The 24,093-nt window shown below is 62.1% G+C and carries 20 protein-coding genes; 13 read left to right on the forward strand and 7 right to left on the reverse strand.

What is annotated here, in order from left to right; all coding sequences use genetic code 11:
* Entirely contained in the window at positions 1-1,644 is a 1,644-nt protein-coding gene (locus tag AC1RUK_RS13260) for an ArnT family glycosyltransferase (protein WP_481835261.1), read from the reverse strand.
* Between the two features lie 359 nt (positions 1,645-2,003).
* On the opposite strand from AC1RUK_RS13260, the gene tyrS reads away from it, so the two are divergent.
* Both tyrS and AC1RUK_RS13270 read left to right on the forward strand, forming a co-directional pair.
* Complete coding sequence (gene tyrS / locus AC1RUK_RS13265; protein ID WP_481840270.1) at positions 2,004-3,257, forward strand: tyrosine--tRNA ligase; 1,254 nt, start codon at positions 2,004-2,006, stop codon at positions 3,255-3,257.
* A 118-nt stretch (positions 3,258-3,375) separates the two neighbouring features.
* On the forward strand, positions 3,376-3,903 hold the full coding sequence (locus AC1RUK_RS13270) for a GNAT family N-acetyltransferase (protein WP_481835259.1): 528 nt from the start codon (positions 3,376-3,378) through the stop codon (positions 3,901-3,903).
* A gap of 46 nt (positions 3,904-3,949) precedes the next feature.
* Here the strand turns inward: AC1RUK_RS13270 and AC1RUK_RS13275 are convergent, their stop codons facing one another.
* Positions 3,950-7,336, reverse strand: coding sequence for a hypothetical protein (locus AC1RUK_RS13275; protein ID WP_481835258.1), 3,387 nt, complete (start codon positions 7,334-7,336; stop codon positions 3,950-3,952).
* A 96-nt stretch (positions 7,337-7,432) separates the two neighbouring features.
* On the opposite strand from AC1RUK_RS13275, the gene AC1RUK_RS13280 reads away from it, so the two are divergent.
* Both AC1RUK_RS13280 and AC1RUK_RS13285 read left to right on the forward strand, forming a co-directional pair.
* Positions 7,433-7,900: a peroxiredoxin gene (locus AC1RUK_RS13280; protein WP_436174700.1), complete on the forward strand. Its 468-nt coding sequence runs from the start codon at positions 7,433-7,435 to the stop codon at positions 7,898-7,900.
* 152 nt (positions 7,901-8,052) lie between these two features.
* The gene (locus tag AC1RUK_RS13285) at positions 8,053-9,345 is read left to right on the forward strand and encodes a M23 family metallopeptidase (protein ID WP_481840271.1); all 1,293 of its coding nucleotides are present in this window, start codon (positions 8,053-8,055) and stop codon (positions 9,343-9,345) included.
* A 4-nt stretch (positions 9,346-9,349) separates the two neighbouring features.
* Here the strand turns inward: AC1RUK_RS13285 and AC1RUK_RS13290 are convergent, their stop codons facing one another.
* On the reverse strand, positions 9,350-10,594 hold the full coding sequence (locus tag AC1RUK_RS13290; protein ID WP_481840272.1) for a M20 metallopeptidase family protein: 1,245 nt from the start codon (positions 10,592-10,594) through the stop codon (positions 9,350-9,352).
* The gene (locus AC1RUK_RS13295; RefSeq protein ID WP_481840273.1) at positions 10,581-11,759 is read right to left on the reverse strand and encodes a M24 family metallopeptidase; all 1,179 of its coding nucleotides are present in this window, start codon (positions 11,757-11,759) and stop codon (positions 10,581-10,583) included. Before AC1RUK_RS13295 ends, AC1RUK_RS13290 begins: the two co-directional genes overlap by 14 nt.
* 276 nt (positions 11,760-12,035) lie before the next feature.
* Between AC1RUK_RS13295 and AC1RUK_RS13300 the strand changes: the two genes are divergently transcribed.
* The 6 genes from AC1RUK_RS13300 (at position 12,036) to AC1RUK_RS13325 (ending at position 17,295) form a co-directional block, all read left to right on the forward strand.
* Complete coding sequence (locus AC1RUK_RS13300; protein WP_481835254.1) at positions 12,036-13,472, forward strand: FAD-binding oxidoreductase; 1,437 nt, start codon at positions 12,036-12,038, stop codon at positions 13,470-13,472.
* Positions 13,469-14,212 (forward strand): FadR/GntR family transcriptional regulator, encoded by a 744-nt coding sequence (locus tag AC1RUK_RS13305; RefSeq protein WP_481835253.1) that lies wholly within the window; start codon positions 13,469-13,471, stop codon positions 14,210-14,212. The genes AC1RUK_RS13300 and AC1RUK_RS13305 overlap by 4 nt, the downstream gene beginning before the upstream one ends.
* A gap of 2 nt (positions 14,213-14,214) precedes the next feature.
* Positions 14,215-14,652 carry a VOC family protein gene (locus tag AC1RUK_RS13310; RefSeq protein ID WP_481835252.1) on the forward strand — a complete coding sequence of 146 codons (438 nt, stop codon included), beginning with the start codon at positions 14,215-14,217 and terminating at the stop codon, positions 14,650-14,652.
* 89 nt (positions 14,653-14,741) lie between these two features.
* A complete protein-coding gene (locus AC1RUK_RS13315) occupies positions 14,742-15,770 on the forward strand; it encodes an ABC transporter substrate-binding protein (RefSeq protein WP_481839515.1) in 1,029 nt (342 codons plus the stop codon).
* A complete protein-coding gene (locus AC1RUK_RS13320) occupies positions 15,770-16,543 on the forward strand; it encodes an ABC transporter ATP-binding protein (protein ID WP_481835251.1) in 774 nt (257 codons plus the stop codon). Before AC1RUK_RS13315 ends, AC1RUK_RS13320 begins: the two co-directional genes overlap by 1 nt.
* Positions 16,540-17,295: an ABC transporter permease gene (locus tag AC1RUK_RS13325; protein ID WP_481835250.1), complete on the forward strand. Its 756-nt coding sequence runs from the start codon at positions 16,540-16,542 to the stop codon at positions 17,293-17,295. The genes AC1RUK_RS13320 and AC1RUK_RS13325 overlap by 4 nt, the downstream gene beginning before the upstream one ends.
* A 21-nt stretch (positions 17,296-17,316) precedes the next feature.
* On the opposite strand, the gene uxuA is transcribed toward AC1RUK_RS13325, so the two are convergent.
* The gene (gene uxuA / locus AC1RUK_RS13330; protein WP_481835249.1) at positions 17,317-18,501 is read right to left on the reverse strand and encodes a mannonate dehydratase; all 1,185 of its coding nucleotides are present in this window, start codon (positions 18,499-18,501) and stop codon (positions 17,317-17,319) included.
* Between the two features lie 97 nt (positions 18,502-18,598).
* On the opposite strand from uxuA, the gene AC1RUK_RS13335 reads away from it, so the two are divergent.
* The 3 genes from AC1RUK_RS13335 (at position 18,599) to AC1RUK_RS13345 (ending at position 20,961) form a co-directional block, all read left to right on the forward strand.
* Positions 18,599-19,384, forward strand: coding sequence for an SDR family NAD(P)-dependent oxidoreductase (locus tag AC1RUK_RS13335; RefSeq protein ID WP_481835248.1), 786 nt, complete (start codon positions 18,599-18,601; stop codon positions 19,382-19,384).
* A gap of 205 nt (positions 19,385-19,589) precedes the next feature.
* The gene (locus tag AC1RUK_RS13340; RefSeq protein WP_481835247.1) at positions 19,590-20,084 is read left to right on the forward strand and encodes a GIY-YIG nuclease family protein; all 495 of its coding nucleotides are present in this window, start codon (positions 19,590-19,592) and stop codon (positions 20,082-20,084) included.
* Positions 20,085-20,397: 313 nt separating this feature from the next.
* Positions 20,398-20,961, forward strand: a complete 564-nt coding sequence (locus tag AC1RUK_RS13345; protein WP_481835246.1) for a hypothetical protein — start codon at positions 20,398-20,400, stop codon at positions 20,959-20,961.
* Between the two features lie 918 nt (positions 20,962-21,879).
* On the opposite strand, the gene AC1RUK_RS13350 is transcribed toward AC1RUK_RS13345, so the two are convergent.
* Entirely contained in the window at positions 21,880-22,812 is a 933-nt protein-coding gene (locus AC1RUK_RS13350; protein ID WP_481835245.1) for a hypothetical protein, read from the reverse strand.
* Positions 22,781-23,983, reverse strand: coding sequence for an MBL fold metallo-hydrolase (locus tag AC1RUK_RS13355; protein ID WP_481835244.1), 1,203 nt, complete (start codon positions 23,981-23,983; stop codon positions 22,781-22,783). The genes AC1RUK_RS13350 and AC1RUK_RS13355 overlap by 32 nt, the downstream gene beginning before the upstream one ends.
* Between the last annotated feature and the right edge of the window lie 110 nt (positions 23,984-24,093).

Below are 24,093 nucleotides of genomic sequence, written 5' to 3' on the forward strand. Positions count from 1 at the left end.
TCACTGGTCCACCCGGTAGAGGCCGAGCGCCAGCTTGTCTCCCGACGAGTAGTTGAGGCCGTCGATCTCGGCCAGCCGGCGCGCAGATTTGCCTTGTCCAGCCAGAGCGTCCTTCAGTTTCTTCTCGTCACCGACAGGCGCCAGTCCGAGCGCGCAAGCCGGGTCGTCGAGCAAGTGCCTTGCGACGCCGTCGACATCGGTCAGGATCGTCTTCGTGCCGACCAGGAAGACCAGGCTCGGCTCATGATACGGCGCGGAGGCGAGCACGCTCGTCTCGCACGGGCGGTTTGCCTCGACGGCAGCCTTGATCGCCGGGCTCAGCCAGATCGGCTTCAAGGATGGGGCGATGACGCCGAAGAGCAGGGAGAAGGTGATGCCGGCGCAAACGGCGATGGCGCCGATACGGGCGAGCGGCACCTGCAATTGGCGCGGGAAGGCGAGATAGCCGGCGGCGAGTGCGGCAAGGGCCGCCGGGATGCTCCACCAGGAGAATGCCTTGGCCAGATAGAGCGGCGCGCCGATGCAAACGACTGCCAGGCCTATGGAGACCACGACAAGCCCAAAGGCGGTCGACCACCACAGCCAGGACTGCCAGCGCCGGAGCGGTGCATTCGCCTCCTCGGCCGGCAAGGTGAGCAGCCAGCCGATCAGCAGCGCCATGCCCGGATAGGCCGGCATGACATAATGCGGCAGCTTGGTCGGGATCAGCTCGAACACCAGCCAGAACGGGATGTACCAGGCGAGGCAGAAGCGCAGGCGCGGGTCGTCCCAGAAGCGGTTGATTGCCTGCAACCCGGCGCCAACCGCAATCAGGCCGAACGGCCACATGAACAGCGAATAGGTCAGCATGTAGAAGCCGGGCGGAAGCCCGTGCGACTCCTCGCCCTGCGCGACCTTGGCTATCATGTCCTTGCCGACGGCCTCCTGCAGAAAGGCGCCGCCGCTCTTCCAGGTGATGAGCGCGACCCAAGGCAGCACAATCAGCAGAACAAGCGCGACACCGCGCACGAGCTTCAGCTTCAACAGCCAGCGCCAGTCACGCTCGAAGGCGAACAGCGCGGCGACCGTCAGAACTGACAAGAGCGGGCTCACGGGGCCTTTGATGAGGATTCCCGCGCCCTGGGCGATCCAGAAGATCCACGGCAGATGGCCGGCAACCGGTTCGTTCCGGCGCGAGGCCAGGTAGATCTGCGCCAGCGCACCCTGCGCCGCCACGCAGCAGGCCAGAAGCATGGCGTCCGTCTTGGCGTCGCGGCCCTCGAAGGCAGTGGCGAAGATCGCTGCCATCATCAGGCCGGCGGCGAGACCGGCCTTGGCGCCGAAGAGTTTTGTGCCCGTCCAGGCCATGCCGACGACGGCCAGGGCGATGCCCAGGGCCGACACCAGGCGATAGACCCAGATCGGGGCTTCAGCCCCCTGCCCGCTCAGCGCGACCGCCGCAGATTGCAGCCAGTAGATGCCGATCGGCTTCTTGTAGCGGGAGACATCCTGAAACCGGATATCGACATAGTCGCCGGTCTCGACCATCTGCTTGGTGGCCTGGACGAAGCGTGACTCGTCACGATCGACAGGCGGAAGGCTCATCAACCCACTGAGCGTCATCAGCAGGCTGAACAGAAAGAGGATGAGGTAGTTCCTGTTCATGTGCGGGAGGCCGGATTCCTGACTTGATCTGCGGGGCGGTCGATTGGCCTCGTCGCGGCGCTTCCGGCGAAGCCGTTGCGCGGCGCCTCATTACGCCAGCCAAAACGATGAGGCAAGGATTCGCAAAATGGCATCCGCGCGGGCCGCAAACCGGATTCCACTTTTGCTGATCGCGCTAGCCAGATGAAGCGCGATCGGACGCAAAACCGGAAACCACTTTTGCTGATCGCCGGTCTTTGGTTGGCGGGCGATCGGACGCAAAATCGGAAACCACTTTTGCTGATCGCCCGCGGATGCTAAACGCCCGCGTTCATATCATGCCCGAGCCGCTCAGGCCGGGTGCTTTCGGGAAAGAAACAATGTTCGCCTTCAAATCCGATTTCCTGCGCACGATGAGCGAGCGCGGCTTCATCCACCAGACTTCGGATGATGCTGGCCTCGACCAGCTTTTCGCCACGGAAACGGTGAGCGCCTATATCGGCTTCGACGCGACCGCCAAGAGCCTGCATGCCGGCTCGTTGATCCAGATCATGATGCTGCACTGGCTGCAGCAGACCGGCCACCGGCCGATTGCGCTGATGGGCGGCGGCACCTCGATGATCGGCGACCCGTCCTTCAAGGACGAGGCGCGCAAGCTTTTGACGCCGCAGGATATCGAGGACAATCTCGTCGGCATCCGCCGCAATTTCGCGCCCTACCTCAAATTCGGCAGCGGCGCGCACGACGCGGTCATGGTCAACAACGCCGACTGGCTGATGGAGATCAACTACGTCAACTTCCTGCGCGATGTCGGCCGGCATTTTTCCGTCAATCGCATGCTGGCCTTCAATTCCGTCAAGCTCAGGCTCGACCGCGAGCAGTCGCTGTCGTTCCTCGAATTCAACTACATGATCCTGCAGGCCTACGACTTCGTCGAACTCTACAAGCGCGTCGGCTGCCGGCTGCAGATGGGCGGCTCCGACCAGTGGGGCAACATCGTCAACGGCATCGATCTCGGCCATCGCATGGAAGGCGCGCAGCTTTATGCGCTGACCACGCCCCTGCTCACCACCTCGTCGGGCGCCAAGATGGGCAAGTCGGCTTCTGGCGCGGTCTGGCTCGATGCGGAGATGCTGTCGCCATACGAGTTCTGGCAGTACTGGCGCAACACCGAGGACGCCGATGTCGGCCGCTTCCTGAAACTCTACACGACACTGCCGCTCGCCGAGGTGGCGCGGCTCCAACAACTCGGCGGCTCGGAGATCAACGAGGCGAAGAAGATCCTCGCCACCGAGATCACCGCCATGCTGCATGGCCGGGAAGCCGCGGAGACAGCGAGCGAGACCGCGCGCAAGACCTTCGAGGAAGGCGCGCTCGCCGACACATTGCCGAGCGTGGACGTGGACAAGGCGGCGCTGGAAGCCGGCGTCGGCATATTGTCACTGCTGGTCACCGCCGGGCTGGCGGCCTCCAACGGCGAGGCGCGGCGGCACATACAGGGTGGCGCCGTGCGCCTGAACGACCAGCCGGTCTCGGACGACCGCCGCATGGTGACACTTCAGGATTTGAGTCCGGAAAACGTCATAAAGCTTTCACTCGGCAAGAAAAAACACGTCCTGGCGCGACCGGCCTGAGGCGATCAACTGCCTGCGGAAACATAAGCTCGGTCGTAACGACATTTGGTAGAAACACACGTCTTGCTACTTCCTGCCGCCGAAATGCGATCAGATCGCGGTGCAGGAGGCGTATTAAATGGATCAGTTGGCTATTGTCGTTCGTCGCGCGACGGAGCGGGATCAGCAAGCCATTCGCGCGTTGGTGCATTCTGAGCGTCTGAACCCAACCGGCCTCAATTGGCCGAACTTCCTGGTTGCGTTAACAGGAGGCCGCATCATCGGTGCGGTGCAGATGCGCAAACATACGGACGGCTCGAGCGAACTCGGATCGCTTGTCGTGGCGAAGGAGGCGCGAGGCCGTGGGATCGCTTCGCGGTTGATCGATACGCTGCTTGCCGAAGATCGGGAGCCCGTTTGGCTGATCACAGCCGAGCCCAATGTCGGCGCCTATTCACGATGGGGTTTTGAACAAATCGAGACGCGGGCGGCGCCTGCGAAGGTGCGACGCAACCATCTGATGGGAAGCCTGGTGCGCATCATCTCCTTCGTCATGCGGCGACCGATGCGGCGGCTGGTGATTCTTGAGCGTCGTCCGGCAGGGAATGGACAAGGCGAACGTCAGCATCGTGCCATGGGCGTGAACACGCTCAAGGCAAACGCGTAGCCGCCTAGGATCGAATTCAGTCGCTCAAACTGATTGGGGTTTGACCTCAGCGATATTCGAAGATCGACCTGAATATGCCGGGCGCGATCACCGACAGCGGGTTGATGTCCAGCACCGGCTTGTTGGCGTTGCCCTTCAGCCGGTAGGTGACGCCGATCAGGCCGCGGTCGCGGCCATTGCCGAGCAGCGGACCGAACAGAGGCAGTTCGCCGAAGATGCGGTTGAGGCCGTAGACCGGCATGAAGGTGCCGGTCATGTCCATGTTGTTGCTCTGGTCGTAGAGCGTGCCCTGGAAGGTGGTGCCGATGCGCGGGCCGCGCAGCACACCGTTCGCCAGTTTCAGATAGCCGGCGCCCTTGTCGATCTCGGCGAAGCCGCGCTCGAACTTGACCCGTGACGTATCGATGTCGGCCTTGACTGCCTGGCTCAAATTGCGGCTGTCGCCGACCGGCGTGGTCGATACGATCGAGGCAAGCTTCGGCTCATTGACGATGAAGAAGTTGCTGGAATCGACCTGGCCCTTCATCGGCCCATCGCTTGTGCCAGCCATCGACAGCGCGATCGAGCCGCCTTCCATGTGCTCGTAGATGTTGAGGAAGCGCAGGATGGCGCCGGCGTCGGCCGACTTCATGTTGAGCATGCGCTGGCCGTCGCCGGCCGTATTGCTGATGGTTATCGCGGCGCCCGAACTTGCCGTTGCGCTCACTTTCAGCCCGTTCACCCTGGAACCGGCGGCGCTGTAGTCCAGCTTCAAATTGGACAGCACCTCGTCATGGAAGCCGGTCAGGGAGTTGACATCGGCGCTGACCGAAATCGCATCGGAGCCGGTGGTCTTGGTGGCGGTGTCGACGTCGGAGGTGAACTGCTTGATCAGCGACCGGGCGTCGAGCGCCTCGCCGCTGACGTCGACGGCGTAGCCCCTGCCTGACCGCTTGACCGAGACGGCGACATCGTCGCCCCTGTTCAGGGCGACCTTGCTGAAGCGGGCCGACGACAGGGCGCCGTTGACCAGCGTCACGTTGCCATCGACGGAGAAACTCTTTCCGTCGAGATCGAAATCCGACAGCGTCGTGGTGCTGCCGGACTTCGCCATGACGAAGGTGACCTTGGCGGGAACGCCAGCACCCTTGCTCCAACCTGCCCAGGGGATATCCAGCCTGGCATTGGTAAGGTCGGCCGAGACGTTCTGCTCGCCGGCGCCGCTCTTGTCGATCGCCACCTTTATGGTTCCCGAAAGCAGCGGTGACAGGCCGGGCATGGCGGCTGCGCGTATCTTGTCGTCGAGCACCAGCGCGACCTTGCGGCTGCGCGGAGGGCCATCGTCCTTGAGCGGCTCGACGAGGTCGAGTTCGGCCGGGATGCCGTTGAGCAGCGCCTTGGCGGAGATCACCGCCTGATCGGGCCCGACCGTGATCGACCCGTCGGCCTCGGTCACCGTCTGGTCCTCGAATGGCTTGGCGAGCGACAGGTCCGTGTAGTCGAGCGATACCAGCCAATCCAGTCTCGACGTGTCGACACCCGACTGAAGCGGAATGTTCGCCTTGACGTGGCCGGTTATCTCACCGGACAGATCCTCCGGCGCGAGGCCGACATGGCGCATGGCGTTGATCGGCTCGTAGGATGCGAGTTCCGCGATCGCCGGCGCCTCGCCGGCGACGTCGATGTCGAGCGCGCCGATCACTGGCGGGCGGTTGGCCTGCTTGACCGTTAGCGTACCGTTGCTGGCCGCCACGGTGCGGCCGCTCGGCATGAAGACGCTGCCGGAGGTGAGTGCGACGTCGACGTCGTTGCCATGGAACGAAACCTCGCCCACGGCATCGCGGATCGGCGGAATGCGGCCGGCGGTGTCGAAGCGCGACCCTTCGATCTGGAAGCGGCCGAACACCTCATTGGCGGAAAGCGGAACGCCGTTGCCGAGACGATCCGGCACGACCTGGAATCCCATGCTGGCGTTGACGACACGGCCGCCGAACAAATTTTTCAGCACCCACAGACGGGCGTTGCGGGCGGAGAACCAGGGCCACAATTGCTTGACATGCGAGACCGGCATGTCGTGGATGTTGAGGGAGACGGATATGCCCGGCGCCTTGCCGTCGACAAAGGTAACCGAGGCCGTGCCCATGACCTCGCTCGTGGATCCCGACCGGACCCCGATCTGCTCGGCGACGAGCTTGTGGCTTCTGGTCTGGTAGACGCCGGCAACGCGCGCGACGAAGTTGAGCGCCGGCTCCGGCGACTCGGAAGGCGACAAGATCGAACGGTCGCTGGTCAGGTCGTAGCGGTAGGATGGCTCCTCGCCCGCCGTGCCGGTGGCCGGCTTCGGTCCGATCGAACCGGCGAAGTCGAAGGTCGAGCGACCGGTCTTGAGCAGCAGCCTGTCGACCTGGACCTTGTTCGAGCCGGAGATGAGCGTGGCATTGGCATCGACGTCGGCCGGAAGCAGGCCGCGCGTGCCGAGATCGAGCACGGAACCGGCAAGTGACAGGGAAGCCACAAGCCGTGAGGCGGTCTCGCCCGCTCCTTCCGATCCCGTCAATTTCAGCACCACCGTGCCCAGCTTTCCGCCGGCGGCCGTGGCGGCACCTTCAGCCTGGGCCAGTTCCACGCTGGCGTCCAGCGCGCTGACGCGCCGTGTCGTGGTGTCGCGAGTGGCCGTGGCGGCGACGGTGAGCGCCCTGCCGTCGATATCGGCCTTGGCTGAAAACTGCATGCTGCCCGGCCCTGTCTGCAGAACCGAGGCGTCGGCGACGGTGACCCGCGTGACGGAGCCGGTGTCCGGCAGCACGAACTCGACATTCCTGAGGTCGATCTGACGCATCGAATCCTCGCGCACGGCGTCGAGCGCGTGGTTGACGTTGGCGAACACCGCGTCGGCGAGCTTCTCCGGATCGACGAGCCCGTCTTCGTTGCGCAGTGCTGCCGTCCAGTCGCCGCCACCCGACGGCATCGTCGCAGCCATGATGTGCGCGTCGGAAATCCTGGCGCTGGTCAGCCGCACCTCGCCCGAAAGCAGCGGGATCAGCCTTATGCCGAAACGTACACGTCCGGCATCGGCCATCGGCTTGCCGTCGGCGGTCTTCAAGACGACGTCGCTCACCTGCAAGGCGATGAAGCTCGAACCATCGAGAGTCAGTCGTGCCGGCCCGACCGCGACATCGACATCGACGCCGGCCAGTTTCTCGATTGCCGCCTCGGCCTCGGCCCGAAGCCGTTCGGTGCCGAAGCCCGACGAACCGAGCACATAGACGCCGGCCGCGGCCAGCAGCACCAGCGCGCAAAGGCCGGCAACCAGCCGCCCGAGAATTCGAAAGCCGCGGCCGATCTTGGCGCGGCCGAGCGGCGGCACTTTGCATGCAGACGGAAAAGCCCCCAGGTCGGTGATCTCGTCACGCCTGAACCTGATCTTCTCGTGCTGCGGTTCTTCCTGATCCACGCAATATTCCGTTGTAGCGAATTCGATCGTGGACGAATCCCCGCTCGACACTATATCGATGCGGCTTGGCGCGTAACCGCAAACAAGGGCATCGATATGGCTGATCTCGACGTGGGCGACCATGCGCCGCAATTCGACCTTCCGCGCGACGGTGGCGGGTCGCTCAGCCTCGCCGCGTATTCCGGAAAGCCTGTTGTACTCTACTTCTACCCGCAGGACGACACCTCAAGCTGCACCACCGAGGCGATCAGCTTCTCGCAGCTGAAGCCGCAATTCGAGAAGGCCGGCGCGGTGGTGATCGGGCTGTCGCCGGACAGCATCAGGAAGCACGACAAGTTCAAGCAAAAATACGATCTGACCGTCGACCTCGTAGCCGACGAGGAGCGCAAGGTGATCGAGGCCTACAATTTGTGGGTCGAAAAGACGATGTACGGCCGCAACTATATGGGCGTCGAGCGCGCGACGTTCCTGATCGGCAAGGACGGACGGATCGCCAGGATCTGGCGAAAGGTCCGGGTCAAGGGCCATGCCGAAGAGGTGCTGGAGGCGGTGCGCGCCCTTTGAGGCGCGCGGAGGCGCAGGCTGTTCCCTTCCCCGCAACCCGATGCGCGTCCTGCGGGCATTCGTTACCGGCACCCTCTGTCCGGAAAAGCTTTGTTAACCCTAATAATGTGTAATCAGGCTCGTCGTTGATGTCGTAACGAAAGCTTGGTCCCGTGAACCTAACCGGTCAGTCAGCGGTCTTCGGCAGGCGCAAAGAGCCCCACACGGTCATCATCGCCCGGGGCAATGAGATAAGACATTTCACCATCCGCCCCTGGCTTGCCGCCTTCATCGGCTCGGCGCTGGCGGCGATCGCCATCGGCTACCTCTTGGCGACCTCCTACCTGGTGCTGCGCGACGATCTCATCGGCGCCACCACGGCACGCCAGGCACGCATGCAGCAGGCCTATGAGGACCGCATCTCGGCGCTTCGCGCCCAGGTCGATCGCATCACCAGCCGTCAGCTTCTCGACCAGCAGCTCATGGAAACCAAGGTGGGCGAGCTTCTCGAGCGGCAAACTCAGCTCAGCCAGCGCCACGGCCGCCTCGGCCCGATCCTCGAACGCGCCGAGAGCGAAGTCGGCACCGCGCCCTCAGCAAGCGATGCCGCCGCCAAGCCCGACGAACATGCCGATGTGACCGGCAGCATCGATCAGCCAGGTACCTATTCAGTCGCAAGCCTTGCCGCCAATCCGGGCACCGGCGACACCAGGCCATTCTCGCTGTGGTCGACGCGCTCCGACCCGCTGCCCAGCAATTCGGCCGCCGACCGTGCCGACAAGCTGTTCGTGTCGATCAACCTGTCGCTCAAGGCCATCGAAACCGAACAGCTTACCCGCGTCGCCACGCTTGCCGACAACGCCTACAAGAGTGCCGATGCCATAACCCAGGCGCTGCAAACTGCCGGGCTGCCGGTCGACAGCGACTTCGGCAAGAGCGATGCCGGCGGCCCGCTGATCCCGGTCGATGGGTCGATGATCTTCGACAGCAAGGTCAAGGAACTGGACGAGGCGCTGGACGCGCTCGACCATCTGAAGAAGGAAGCGCGGAAGCTGCCGCTCGCCAACCCAGCCCCCGGCCATTCAGTCACCAGCCCGTTCGGCGTGCGCACCGACCCGATCCTCGGCACCGCGGCGCTGCATTCAGGCATGGATTTCAGGGCCCCGATCGGCATGGCGGCCAAGGTCACGGCGCCTGGTGTCGTCGTCAAGGCCAGCTGGAACGGCGGCTATGGCCGCATGGTCGAGGTCGATCACGGCAACGGCTTTGCGACGCGCTACGGGCACCTCAGCGAAATCGACGTCACCGTCGGCCAGAAGCTCGCGGCCGGCGACGTCATCGGCAAGACCGGCAGCAGCGGCCGCTCGACCGGCCCGCATCTGCACTACGAGGTGCGCCACAATGGCGAGGCGGTCGACCCGCTGCGTTTTCTCACCGTCGGCAAGAAGGTCGAGCAGTACCTCTAGGATTTCACTGTGCGTCGGGATTTTCCCGCCGCGTCGACAGAAACATCGTCGCTGCCGAGGCCAGAGTGGCCGCCCCGACTTTCAGGGCGGCCTCGTCGATGCGGAACCTGGCATGGTGGAGTGGAAAGACCGATCCGATCTCTTCATTGCGGATTCCGAGCCGGAAATAGACCGACGGGCGCTTCTCGCTGTAGTAGCCAAAGTCGTCGGCGATGGCCCATCCGGGCGTGTTGAGAACATTGTCGGCCCCGATGCAGGCCTTGGCGCTGGCGACAACCAACTCAGTCATCTCGACATCGTTGACGACCCCCGGCTCGCCCTTATGGATGTCGAGTTGGACACTGGCGCCGTAGCTCGCTGCTATCCCCTCGAGTATCGCACGAACGCGGCGCCAGGCCCGCTCGCGGGTGGCGTCGCTGCCGCTGCGAATGGTCCCTTTCAATGTGACCTTGCCGGCGATCACATTGTAGGCGCTACCGCCGTTGATGGTGGTAACGGATATGACCAACGGGTCGTAGGGGTCGGTCTCGCGCGAGACGATCTTCTGCAGTTCCGTGACCATCGAACATGCCACGGCTATCGCATCGATCCCTTCATACGGCTTTGCCGCATGCGCGGCCGAGCCCGTGACGATCGCATCGAACGTATCGCACGCCAGGGTGTACGGACCGGAACTGACGGCGATCTTGCCGGACTGCGTGTACGGATCGACGTGAACGCAGATGGCGGCGTCGACATCGTCGAGTAGCCCCTCTTCCACCACCCGTCTCCCGCCCGACGGTTCGTCTTCCTCGGCGGGCTGGAAGATGAGGCGCACGGTTCCGCCAAAATCATCCCGCGACTGAAGAAGATGCGCGGCAACCGCAAAGCCCATCGAGGCGTGCGCGTCGTGGCCGCATGCGTGCATCACGCCTGGATTTATCGACGCATAGTCGACACCGGACTCCTCCTCGATCGGCAAGGCATCGATGTCGGCGCGAATGACCAGCTTGCGATTTGAAGGCTTGCCGGTGCCGACAATATCGACGGCCAGACCGAAGCCCGCGACGTCGCGAATGTCGGCAATCCCCTGAGCTGCCAGCATCTGCCGCAGGTAACGCTGCGTGTTCGCCTCGTGGTTCGAAAGCTCCGGATTGCGATGCAGATGCCGGCGAATCTCGATCATCCGATCGAGAATCCCGGCATCGATATTGACTGGGACGGGAGCCGCGGCTCCGCCGACCGCCGTCGGATCGTCAGGCTTTGACATGGATGTCTCGCGGGAACCTGGTCAGGGTCTCATTGCCGGTTTCGGTCACCAGGATGGTCTCGCTGATCTCGATGCCCCAACCGTCCATCCACATGCCGAGAATGGAATGCACGACGTTGCCAGGCGCAAGCACCGTCTTGTCGCCCGGCCTGAGGCTGATCGTGTGTTCGCCCCAATCGGGCGGGTACGCGACTCCGATGGAATAGCCGATACGCAACTCCTTCTTCAGCCCGTAGCGTTGAATGACCTTGCGCCACGCAGCTTCGACCGCCTCGGCGGTCGTTCCTGGCCTGGTCGCATCGAGCACCGCGTCCATGCCCTCGATCACCGCCTTTGCCGTGTCCGAAACATTTGTCGGCGTCTTGCCAAGCTGCAGCGTTCTTGCGAGCCCGGCGGCGTAGCGACGGCAGACCCCGGCGAGTTCCAGGGCAATCGTCTCGTTCTCCCCGAACCGCCTGTCGCTCCACATGATGTGCGGGGCGGAGGCATTCTCGCCACCCAGAATTGTCGGAGGAAGGGCGGTGATATCGCCTGCGAAGTCCGGGCTGCCTGCGATCTGCGCTGCCTGTATGGCGGCAATCGCATCGCATTCGCGAACGCCTGGTGCAATAATTTCGAAAGCTCGCGCGACCGCCGCTTCAGCCAGTGACGATGCCTTTCGCAAACAATCGATCTCGGGCGCCGATTTGACCGCGCGAATCCAGTTCACCAGAAGATCGGCGTCATGCAGTTTGGCATTGGGCAATCCGGCGACAAGCCGGGCATGCCCTTTCGGCGAGAAATAGTAGGCTTCGAGCTCGATGCCGATGTGACGATTGCCCCAGCCCTTCGCGACGATCCATGCTGCTATCCAGTCCGTGGGATGGCGATCGGCGCGTTGAACATAATCTTCCGGGAAGCCGACCACGTTCTCGGCCTTCATCCAGGCGGTGAGGAGACCGCCGGCTGCATCCATGGCGCGGCCGATCCAGACCGGCTCGACCTCTTCGATCGGAACGAGCACCATTTGGGGCGTGTAGAATGACCAGCCATCATAGCCGGTGATGTAATGCTGGTTGGCGACATCGTTCACGACCAGAAGTTCGATGCCGCGCCTTGCCATCTCGGTGCGGATCTTTCGAAGCCGCTGCTGGTATTCGTCGCGCGTAAACGGCAATTCGATCATCTTGTCCCCATGCCTTGCTGGATCAACGGTCGCGGGCGGGCCGCCGCTCACCATTGAAATGCTTTTGACCTAGCGGCAATCGGCCAAGGCGGCGCATGAGCAGGTCCTAAACCCGATGCGCCCATACCCGACCTTCCCTAGCCGGTGGCATGGTCAACTCTCGACATCTTCATCCCAAGCGGCGTCGGTGATTGGCCCGCTTTTCCTTGAAGAGCCGTTGACTCGACCTAAGTTGTAGGATGATATGTATCACCCTATCTCCAGACATCGTTGTTCATGACCGTTCACCGCCTTTCGCCAAAAATCCTCAGCGCCATGGAAGGCGCTGTCGGGCAAAGCGGCGTCGCCGTCGATGCCGGCGACATGGCGAAATACCTTGGCGACTGGTCGGGCGATCACCATGGCGGCGCCCTTGCCGTGCTGAAGCCGGCTACGGTCGCCGAGGTTCAGGCGGTGGTGCGGCTGTGCGGCACGCTTGGGCTAGGCATCATCCCGCAAGGCGGCAACACCGGGCTGGTGGCGGGAGCGATCGACATCGAGACGCGTGGCGCTGTCGTCATCAGTCTGGAACGGCTGAGCGCCATCCGCCTCGTCGACGCCGAAAATTTCGTCCTGCAGGCCGATGCCGGCTGCATCCTGCAGGCCATCAAGGATTCCAGCGAGGCGCATGACTGCCTGTTTCCGCTGGCACTCGGCGCCCAGGGCAGTTGCCAGATCGGTGGCAATGCGGCCAGCAACGCCGGCGGCATCAATGTTCTGCGCTATGGCATGGCGCGCGATCTCATCCTCGGCCTCGAAGTCGTGCTGCCGGACGGCGAATTGTGGAGCGGCTTTTCCGGCCTGCGCAAGGACAATCGCGGCTACGACCTGAAGCAGCTTTTCATCGGCAGCGAAGGGACGCTCGGCATCATCACCGGCGTCGAGCTGAAACTGTTTCCAAAACCTGTTCGGGTCGAAACGGCCTATCTCGGCCTTGCCTCGTTCGAAGCAGCCATCGCGCTGTTCCGGCAGGCGCGCCGGGCCTCGGCCGACCTGATGTCGGCCTTCGAGATCATCGGTTCGGAGTGCATCGCGCTCGCGCGCCTGATCGACGCCGATATCGCCTCACCGGTCGAAGCTCCAGTCCATGTGCTGATCGAACTGTCCGCAAGTGCCGCGGTCGATCTGCGCGCCCTGCTGGTCGATTTCCTGGCCAGCGCCATGGAGAGCGGTCTCGTTACCGAAGCGGTACTCGCCGAAAGCAGCGCACAGGCCAGAGTGTTCTGGGCGATCCGCGAGGGGCTGGTCGAGGGCCAGGCAAAACGCGGCTATCATGTACGCACCGACCTTGCGGTCAGGATATCGGACGTCCCTGCCCTCGTCGATCAGGCCCGCCGCTTCGTTGCGCTGGACCATCCCGGCTGGCTGTCGCAGGCCTACGGCCATGCCGGCGACGGCAACATCCATTTCAACGTCCTGCCGCCAGCAGGCCTTGCCGAAAGCGAGGCGCGCGCCAGGGGCGCCGACATCACCGCCGGGCTCTACCGGATCGCCGGCGCGCTCGGCGGCTCGATCAGCGCCGAGCACGGCATCGGCCGCACCCGCCACCGCGCCTTCTGGGCCGGCCTGGCGCCGACCCATCGCCGGCTCGTCAGCGCGCTGAAGGATGCGCTCGACCCGCAAGGGCTGATGAACCCCGGCTGCCTTCTGCCTTTGACGGAGACCTCTTCATGAAGCAAAGACTGGCCGCCATCGGCACCGTAGAAGCGCTGCCGCACCGTGTCGCCGCCTTCCTCAGCCGCGAGATCGACTCCGGCGAACTCAATCCGGGCACAAGGCTGCCGACGGAACAGCAGCTTTCGGAAAAATTCGGCGTCAGCCGCAACGTGGTGCGCGAAGCAATCGCGCAGCTTCGCGCCGACGGCATGATCGAGGCGCGGCAGGGCGTCGGCGCCTTCGTGCTGGCGCCGGAGCAGCGCGCCTCGATCCGCATCGACGGCGAAGCGTTGAAAGACACCGAGAATATGGAGCGGCTGTTCGAGCTGCGCTGCATCCTCGAGGCCGAGTCGGCAGCGCTTGCCGCTGAGCGGCGTGGACAAGAGCATCTCGACGCCATCAAGGCAGCGCTCGATCGCATGAGCGGCGAGGAACGCTGGGAAGAAGGCAGCATCGACGCCGATCTCCTGTTCCATCGCGAGATCGCACGCGCCACCGGCAACAGCTACATCCACACGTTCATCTCCTTCGTCTGCGAACAGATCCGCCGCTCGATCCATTACGCCCGCCTGACCAACCCGCTGCACGACCTGGTCGAGGTCAATGTCGGCGAGCATGTGCGCATCTACGAGGCGCTGGTGGCGGGCGATCCGGCGGCGGCGGAAGCCGCGATGCGCGCCCACATCATCGGCGCCGCCGAGCGTGTCGGCGTCAAGCTTCCCGCGGCGCGCGCCAAGCACACCGGCAAGAGGAAATGACCATGCCGATCGGAGGCGCATATGCGATTTCGGATATCTGCCTGCTCGTCGAGGATATCGGGCGGACGGTCGACTTCTATGTCGAGAAACTCGGCTTTCGGCTGCGCCGCCGCGCCGAAGGTTTTGCCGATTTCCATGGCGAGGGCGTCACACTTGCGGCGTGGGAGATCGACCACATCAACCGCCACACCGGCGTGTCGAAGCTGAGATCGCCGCGCCAGGCGCACAAGGTCTGCGTGGCGATACGGGTCGACACGCCCGCGGAGATCGACCGGCTGCATGGCGAGATGAGCGCCAAAGGCGTGCCCTTCTACGGCCCGCCCGAAGACTATGTCTGGAATGCGCGCTGCGCCTACTTCACCGATCCCGACGACACGCTTTGGGAATTATACGCCTGGCTCGACGGCGGCCCCGGCGACTACCACGACGAACAGCCGTAGACGACGCCGCGCCGTGGGAGCGGCGCCTGAAGAAGAAACAAGAAGTCTTGCAACAGGAGCGACAAATGAGTGGGAACAGACAATACGACATGAACCGCCGCAGCTTCGTGAAAGCCGGTTTTGCCGGCCTCGCCGCAGCCTCCGCCGGCATGCAGCTGGTGCTGACGCCGGGCGCCAAGGCGGCCGGAAAGGTCGTCATTCAGTACGACTGGCTGATGTCGAACGGGCAGATCGGCGACATCGCCGCCGTCGCCAACGGCTATTTCAAGGACGCCGGGCTCGAAGTGGAATTCAGCCCCGGCGGGCCGAATGCCGCGACCGTGCCGCCGGTCGTCTCGGGTGCTGCCCAACTCGGCCAGTTCTCCGAGACGCCGCAGCTCTACGCGGCGCGCGCCAGCGGCGTGCCGGTCAAGATCATCGCCTGCGGCTTCCGCACCGGCCCCTATGCCTTCACCTCGAAGCCGGCCAAGCCGATCCGCGGCGTCGCCGACCTCAAGGGCAAGAAAATTGGCATCCAGCCGACGGCGCGCTTCGTCATCGACGAGATCCTGGCCAAGAACGGCATCGATCCGTCCGAGGTCACCATCGTCAATGTCGGCTTCGACAAGGCACCGCTGGTGCGTGGCGACGTCGACGCCATCGGCGGCTGGATCACCAACACGCAGGCGCTGAGCGTTGTCGGCGACGACCGCATCGACCTCCTGGTGCGCGATCTCGGGCTGAGTTCCTATGCCGATGTCTATTTCGCCACCGATGCAGCGATCGAAAAGGATTCGGACACGCTGGCCAAGTTCATCGGCGCCGTCGCCAAGGGCTGGGGCTGGGTGCATGCCAACCCGCAGGAAGCGGTGAAGAAGATGGTCACCGCCTATCCGGAAATGGATCTCGGCTGGGAAGAGAAGACCGTCAATCTGGTGCTGAAACTCTCTTTCGACGGCGCGACTGCAAAGGAAGGCTGGGGGACGTTCGACCCCGCCTCGATCGAGGAGCAATTGGCGCTGCTCGACAAGGTCGGCCAATACCCCAACGGCCGGCCGGCGGCGGCGGATGTCTACACCACCAAGATCCTTGAACTGTCGGCCGCCGACCGGCCCAAGCTCGACGCGCCCGCCGCCTGATGGTGAACGCGATCGAGGCAAGCAGGCTGGATATCGGCTATGGCGGCCGGCAGACGGCGGTGAAAGTGCTCTCCGGCCTCGACCTCACGGTGGCGGCCGGCTCCTTCCTGTCGATCCTCGGACCGTCGGGCTGCGGCAAGTCGACCTTGCTTCGGGTGGTCGCCGACCTGCTCGACCCACTCGGCGGCACGATTAACGTGCTCGGCGATACGCCGCACGCGGTGCGCTCGCGCCGCGATGTCGGCTTCGTCTTCCAGGATTCGACCCTGCTGCCCTGGCGCACGGTTCGCGACAATGTCCGCCTGCCGCTTGGTGTCGGGCAAGGCAGCCTGACCCGCGAGATCGAGGATCGCAGCGACGAATTGCTCGAGTTGATGGGGCTTGGCGGCCTCAGCGAGCGACTGCCGCATCAGCTTTCGGGCGGCCAGCGGCAACGCGTGGCGATCGCCCGGGCGCTGCTGGGACAACCGAAGTTGCTTTTGATGGACGAGCCGTTCGGCGCGCTGGACGAGATCACGCGCGACCGCCTCAACGACGAATTACTGGCGCTGTGGCGGCGCACCGGCACGACGATCCTCTTCGTCACCCATTCGATCGCCGAAGCCGCCTATCTCGGGGAGCGCGTCATCGTGCTTGCCGCCAATCCCGGACGCCTGGTCAAGGACCTGGACATGCGGCCGTTCAAGCAGGACGGCAACCGCTGTTCACGCGAGGATGCCGCGATCGTCGCCGCCATGGCCGAACTGCGCGGCGCCCTGGAGCGGGCCTCATGAGACAGGCACCCCTGCCGCCGGGGCTGGCGATCGCCCTGCCCGTCCTGGGTGCGGCCTCTATCCTGTTCACCTGGCAGTTCCTGCTGCCATGGCTCGGCGTGCCGCGCTACATCGTGCCGACACCGACAGCCATATTCGGCGTGTTCCAGAAGAGCCTTGCGTTGCTGCTCGGCAACCTCTGGCCGACGCTGGTCGAAGCGCTGGCCGGCTTCGTCATCGGCAATCTCGCCGGTGTGCTGCTGGCGGTGGTCTTCGTGCACAGCCGCGTGCTGCACGCCGCCTATTTCCCGATCGTGCTGTTCTTCAACACGATCCCGATCCTGGCGCTGTCGCCGATCATCATCCTGATCTTCGGCCTGGGCATGACACCGAAGATCGTCATTGCCGCGGTGATCTGCTTCTTCCCAACCCTGGTCAACATGATCCGCGGACTGGATTCGGCGAGCAGCAGCGAGCATGAACTGTTCCGGGTGCTGTCGGCGACACGCTCGGAGGTCTTCTGGAGCCTGCGGCTGCCGCGGGCGCTGCCGATGCTGTTCTCCTCGCTGCGGATCGCGTCGGCCACCGCCGTCATCGGCGCCATCGTCGGCGAATGGATCGGCTCGGACAAAGGGCTTGGCGCGCTGATCATCCAGGCAAGCTTCAACTACCAGTCGGACCGGCTCTATGCGGCGATCGTGCTGTCGTCATCGCTGTCGATCGCGCTGTTCGCAATCGTCGTTCTCGTTGAGCGTCGCGTTATAAAATATTGAAAGTTCTGCCGATTTTCTCCGTCAAGCCAGCCCGAAGCGGTCCACGGCCCGCATGATGCCGCGCAGTTCGGCGAGGCCCTTGAGGCGGCCGATCAGGGAATAGCCGGGGTTTATCCTGGTCTTGCCGATGTCGTCGGCAAGCAGATGGCCATGGTCCGGACGCATTGGGATGCGCCAGTCGCTCCTGCCTTCCTTGCGCCGACGCACCTCTTCCTTCATCAGCGCCAGGATCACCGCGGCCATATCGGTGGAGCCTTCCAGATGTTCGGCCTCGAAGAACGAGCCGTCATCTTCGCGCGTCACGTTGCGCAGATGCGCGAAATGGATTTTTGGGGCGAATTCCTCGATCATCGCGACAAGGTCGTTGTCGGCGCGCACGCCGTAAGAGCCGGTGCAGAATGTCAGGCCGTTCGCCGGGCTGTCGACCGTCTTCAGGATGAAGCGTGCGTCTTCGTCGGTGGAGACGACGCGCGGCAGTCCGAACAGCGAGAAAGGCGGATCGTCGGGGTGGATGCACATGCGCGCGCCCACCTCCTCGGCAACGGGAATGATCTCCTTCAGGAACCAGGCAAGGTTGGCGCGCAGTTCGGCCGGGCCGATCGCGTCGTAGTCGGCGAGCGCCTCGCGCATCGTGTCGCGGTTGTACTTGCGCTCGGTGGCCGGCAGTCCGGCAATGAGGTTGCGCTCGATCGTGTCGATTTGCTCCTCGCTCAAGGCCTTCAACCGCGCTTGCGCCTCAGCGATCCGCGCCGGACTGTAGCTGGCCTCGGCATTCCGGCGCTTCAGCACGAACAGGTCATAGGCGGCGAAGTCGATCGCGTCGAAGCGCAAGGCGTAGCCGGTGGTCGGCAACCGATACATGAGATCGGTGCGGGTCCAGTCGACCACGGGCATGAAATTGTAGCAGATGGTCGAAATGCCGGCCTCAGCCAGGGCGCGAATGGTGTCCTTGTAGAAGCCGGCGTAGCGCTGCCTCTCCGCCGAGCCGATCTTGATCGAGTTGTGGACCGGGATGCTCTCCACCACCGACCAGGTCAGTCCAGCATCCTCGATGATGCGCTTGCGTTCAAGGATGTCGGCCAGGGGCCAGGCACGACCGTCATAGATGTTGTGCAGGGCCGTCACGATGCCCGTCGCCGCTGCCTGCCTGACATGATCGAGCGTGACCGGATCGTCCGGCCCGTACCAGCGCCAACATTGTTCCATAAAGGTCCCTTCCGAAGCGAAGCCAAAACCGTATTGTTGGACCATAGTCGGAGTCGAAACTTCGGCAATCCCAATGACGCATGACGGAGTTTGAGCCATGAACGATTTTGGCGGCAAGGTTGCCCTGGTGACGGGAACAACCGGGATCGGCCTGGCAAGCGCCAGACGCCTGGCGGCGGGTGGTGCCGCGATCATCGCCTGCGGCATCGACACGAGCGCGAACGCGGCGATGCAGGCCGAACTCGATCGCTCGGGCGCCAAAACGCTGGTGGTGGCGACGGACGTTTCCGTGCCGGATCAGGTTGCCCGGGCGGTCGCCGCCGGCGTCGCGCGGTTCGGCGGGCTGGACATCATCGTCAACTCGGCCGCCGTGCACCCTTATGGCACGGCAACGAGCACGGATTTCGAAACCTGGAACCGGGCGATGTCCGTCAATGTCGGCTCGATCTATCTGACCGCGCATTTCGGCATTCCCGAAATGATCAAGCGGGGCGGCGGCGCCATCGTCAACGTCGCTTCGGTGCAGGGCCACGCCTGCCAGGAGAACGTCGCCGCCTATGCAACGACCAAGGGAGCGATCCATACGCTGACGCGCTCGCTGGCGCTCGACTACGCCCGCCAGGGGATCCGGGTGAATTCGGTCAGCCCGGGATCGATCCGCACGCCGATTCTGGAAAAGGCGGCGCGCGGCGACAACGGCACCGACGCCGATGTCGAAGCCGCCTACAAGCGCTTCGGCGAGGCGCACCCGCTTGGCCGCATCGGCGAACCGGAAGAAGTGGCGGAGCTGATCGCGTTTCTGTGCTCATCCAAGGCGGGCTTCTGCACAGGCGCCGACTTCAAGATCGACGGCGGCCTGACCGCCAACCTCGGGGTCAAGTGAAAGGATAAGATCGATCTGTAAAATGGTGGGCGATGACGGGCTCGAACCGCCGACATCTTCGGTGTAAACGGTGGGCTCCCCACTGAAACCCTTGGAAATCCGGGAAAAGAGCACTTCGCAATATGCCGTTTTAGGCATGTTGTTCTGCTTGTGTTCGACTTTTCAGGTTCATTGAACCGAAGAGCACTTCGTAAATGGGTTAGATATGAGCCGATATTTTAAACAGCGGATGACTGAAATTAGGTCAACGCCCAAGCTAATCAAATCGACCAAATCAGCAGTTTTCGATCCGAAGGCTAAGGAGTGGCGGCCAGCCTCGCCGGAGCCGGCTGCTGGCACTCGGCGCGGGTACATCTACTTTGCAATGTGCGGCAAACTCGTGAAGATCGGCTTCGCCACAAATGTTTATGGCCGGATCGCCGCGCTCAACAGCGGGAACGTCAACAAGCTATCCGTTCAAGAGGTGTTCCATTCCTATTTCGAAGCCAAAAAAATGGTCCACGACCGCTTTGCCAAGGACCGGGTTCGGGGCGAATGGTTCAGGCTGACGTGGGAGCTTGAGCAACTTTGGGATGACATTTGGGATTTCCAGGGCGGCCGGTCACGGGGCAGCACGGGCAGAGAGCATCTCGACAACATGCCAGATGTATTCTTTGAGCTTGACGATGTAGCTCATCTGCTATCGAACATCAGCTCGTGACCCGTCTCCCGCATTTTGTCGATTTCCGCCCTTCGCAAGCAAGTCACCCAGATCATTCAGACTGCAAGACAGCGGACATGGCGTCCGGTTCGGCCGCATCAGTGGGTAATCGAGGCTCGGGAATTCGGATCAACAAAGACGGAAGACATTGCCTGAATGTTGCGACGAGGCGTCTCGACGAAATCGTGCGGGCCCAGCATGCGGAAAGAAGCTGCACGGTAAATCCGCCGTACGAACTTTTGCCTTCAGAAGGACACCACAACGGGACTAAGATCGACCGAGCGACTGTAATCATTCGCAAGGTGACGATCCCGTGCCCCGCAGGAGGAACCACTTACCCGAAGAGGAACGTACGCATCTCGCCATCAAAGTGCAGCACTGCGAGGCGAGCGTCGAAACTCTCATCGAACCTGGTATATATCAGCCTCAATATGCTTGGGATTTGGACGACGACGCCCCTCTATATCGGACCACAACTCAACTGACATTCGCCGGCGTGGCGACCTATCCGGAAGGACGGGCGGGCGAAGCTTATGAGTTGACGATATATGGATCGAATTCGGACCTGCGGCGCAATAAGGCAACTGTCAAAGATGTACAGACGCGTGACGAGCGCGGCTCGCTTAAGTTTCGTTCATACCGCGGCAAGCAGATCCCAATCTACAATCCTCCTTCAGGCATGGGACTCATCGACAAGGTGCGTGGCGAGCCACGCTGGACAGCGTGGCTTCATGTTTCACCACTCTTTACGAGTGACGCACTCGCCTTGGTGACTAGCGGACGATCGCTGTTTCTGGGGATACACGAACGTCGGAGTAAGCGCGTGCGCTGGATCCAGGGATTAAGCTTACAAACGACCGACCCAGCCGAAGAATAGCACAAGCGCACGAACTCAGCATGGGCTAAGCTGGATTAGTGTGAAATGGGTATTTCACACTGACACAACCGACTAGCAGGGTTTGGAAGTGACTCTCGCCGCCGGTCGTCCCAGGTCCGGGATTTCTGCGGTTCTTGCCTTTAGGCGACGTGTTCCTTTTCGCCAGTTTTCCTACCAAGACAGTCAAAAACGGCCGTCACGCACATCATTCCTTGCCACGTGGAGTGCGTCGGTCACTCTCTCCAACTCGGACATCGTTAATACGCGACGGCCCACTCCTGTGTGACAAATAACGTGCGGCTCACTTCCGCTGAGCGGGTCAGCATTTGCACCGCACAGCCCATGCGCAAGACAATTTCGGACATCGCCAAGCATCTGGATATTACTCCGGAACCGCTGCCAAGCCCCTGGCTCAACTGAGCTCCAGTGGACCCACAATGATCCCTTGGACAAAAGGCGGTCTGGTTCGATCGCCTCGATACGCGCGCGAACTTCTCCTTCTAACCATCCCCAATGCAGGAGCAAATATGCGACTGCGGCCATCAAATCGCGCATCGTCGGTTCGGGAGCCGGATTGTCAGCCATGTTTATCGCTTTACCTTCGTTTGCAGCATAAGCCACTGGCCATGAACGGCGCAGTGGCCACCAAATTCAAGATTGCTCACGGGTTAGGTGGTCGGCGCGCATTGAACAATGCCTTTCGATCGTCAGGAGTGCGCTCTACGGCGACTGTTGAAGCGCAAAAAGGGCAAGCGCATTACTCTTTTGGCCAATCGTTCAAAACTGCCGATCGTAGCGGCAGAGACCAGCGGTCGCGTATTTTGGTGCCGGGACGCCTCGAGCCAGCGCGCCGAAAAGCGACAGCGATGTAGCCTGAAGGTCATTGCCGCCCCTAACAAGTGTGGGCGATCAACGTTATTAAAGTTTGCTATTGCTCAAGAGCGCTTGGAATTCTCGCAGACCCACGAGGCATTTGCTGTGCAGACCATAGCCGGCGAACCTTGCAACAAAAAACCTCAACTCGAAATCAACCGGCTCGTTGATGGAGCCGATTAATCTGCGGAGAATCGTGCTATTAGGGTTCGTATTTGCGATAATAATTATAACTTCTGGCTTACCCGATACCGTAACTCCGTCGAACATCCTGGTACGATTGAATCTCAGCAGCCCAAGTTGATCCAACTGGCGGAATTGACTCTCAATCATATTATTTAGATTCTTGCTTCTTAATTCGTCGCGGAGAGTTGCGCTAAAATCTGCAAGATGCTTCTGCAAACCCGCCTTTCCATCCAGAGCAGAATCTCCGTACTTCATCTCAATGAAGACTGGCCCGCATTTTTTTCCTGTCTTTTTGTCCTTAGCCAGCCATCTGAGGCCAACCATATCGAACCGTCCAGAACCCGCGCCGCCGTCGTATTCAATGTCGGTTATGAAATATTCTGTCCCGTTCGCATTGCGCGAACGGTTATTTTCCCATGCAACAAGCTGCTGGAACTCGCGTTCCAACTTCGGATGTTTGGCAAGGTAGCTGTTCATGATTTCCTTGAGATGTGGAAATGACTTCAGCCAAATCTGGCAGTCAGACTCCGTTCGAACCGACTTAGGCAACTCTTCGAGCAACGCGAGCTGCTCAGGGAGGGCATTCTTGCCGGCGTAGTTCATATCGAACGTCGCTCGGTAGCTGCCAGGGTTCTTCGCAATTCGCATAAGATTGCCGCCCCTGTAGTAGATGTTGATCGATGCCCCCCTGAGCGCAAGCATGAGAGTGTCGTCCGCGCGCACACGCTCTGTTAGATGCCGAAGCATCCCATCCTTCAAATCATAGAGAAATTCCTCCGAAACCGCCCTCATTCAAATCTGCTCCCACTTGCCATCTTCTGTTGGTGCAACATTGTCGAACAAGCTGCCGAACCGGTCCGGGAAAGAATGTATGGATCGGTATGAGTTTGCCAGGGTTGACAGCCTTGGCAAATCGCTGGAGATCCTGGATATCGGCGTGGCCTGAGGTGTGGATCGTCTCAATCGGAATGCTAAGTTCGCGGCACCTGGCCATAAACCTGATGCCGGATTCCTGAGCGAGATACCCATCCCATTGAGACCAGATTGCGCGCGCTCCGTTCAACGCCCCAAACTCATTTAGGTCGGCCAGCATCCATGGTCGAACTATCATTACCGACCTGCTCGCTGCCGCCGATAACTTCTCCGGGAATATCCGTAGTCCTTTATAGCTGTCGACCAGATAAGCGATTTCGTTCTGGGCCAGATGCCGTCGTTGGTATCTTGGAATATAGACTTTTACGTCGTCCCAGCCTTCTGCGGGCTTGGGGATGGAAGTAGTATCCGTGGCTCTCAGGATCTCCGCCCCATAGGCGTCAACAATCAGTTGTCGACCTGAGCGCTTTGTCGCCCGGTAGACGCTGACAACGCGATCGATATTCTGGACCGAGCAGGCCACCAATACCATCCCCGTTGTCTGGCTCATCGCATCGAACAACCGGTTCTCGATCTGGCCTTCTGTTTCGAACCGAGCGCCTTCAGAGAGCCGACCAAGGCTCGATCCCTCCATGAGCATTACGTCGACGGAATTTGGTGGATTTGCCACAAAGCGCTCAAACAGCGCGGCCTTTCGGCCATGTCCTCTTATGTCACCAGAATAAAGCAGCCGTTTGCCCCCGGTCTCGATCAGAAGACTGTAGGCGTCGAAGCCCGAGTGATCCATCAGGTATGGCGTCACCTTGAAATGGCCAATATGGAAAGGCTTTCGATCCCGATACACGACGGCTCTTTCTGGAGCCCAACCGCCTGGGACGAACGGCTGCGCAGCGCGCATGATCGACAAAGCCTTGCGGCCGACATGGACATCGATTGGCTGCGATAGTTTCGGAAGCAGGCCCCAGTGGTCCCGGTGGCCATGACTAAGAACAATCCCCAGCAACCCTTCATCAGTCTCTTGCAAGCCACTGACCGCTGGCAGGGCTGCGCTTTCGAATTCGAGGTCGAGCGGGAGTCCAAGGTCCAGCAAGATTCTGTGACCATCCTGCTCCAGCTCGACGCAACTTCCTCCGATCTCCTTGCTGCCACGATGGATACAAAGCCTCATTCTGGCTTAGGCCCCCTCGCCCAATCTCGCAC

It is taken from the genome of Mesorhizobium monacense, from assembly GCF_056781675.1.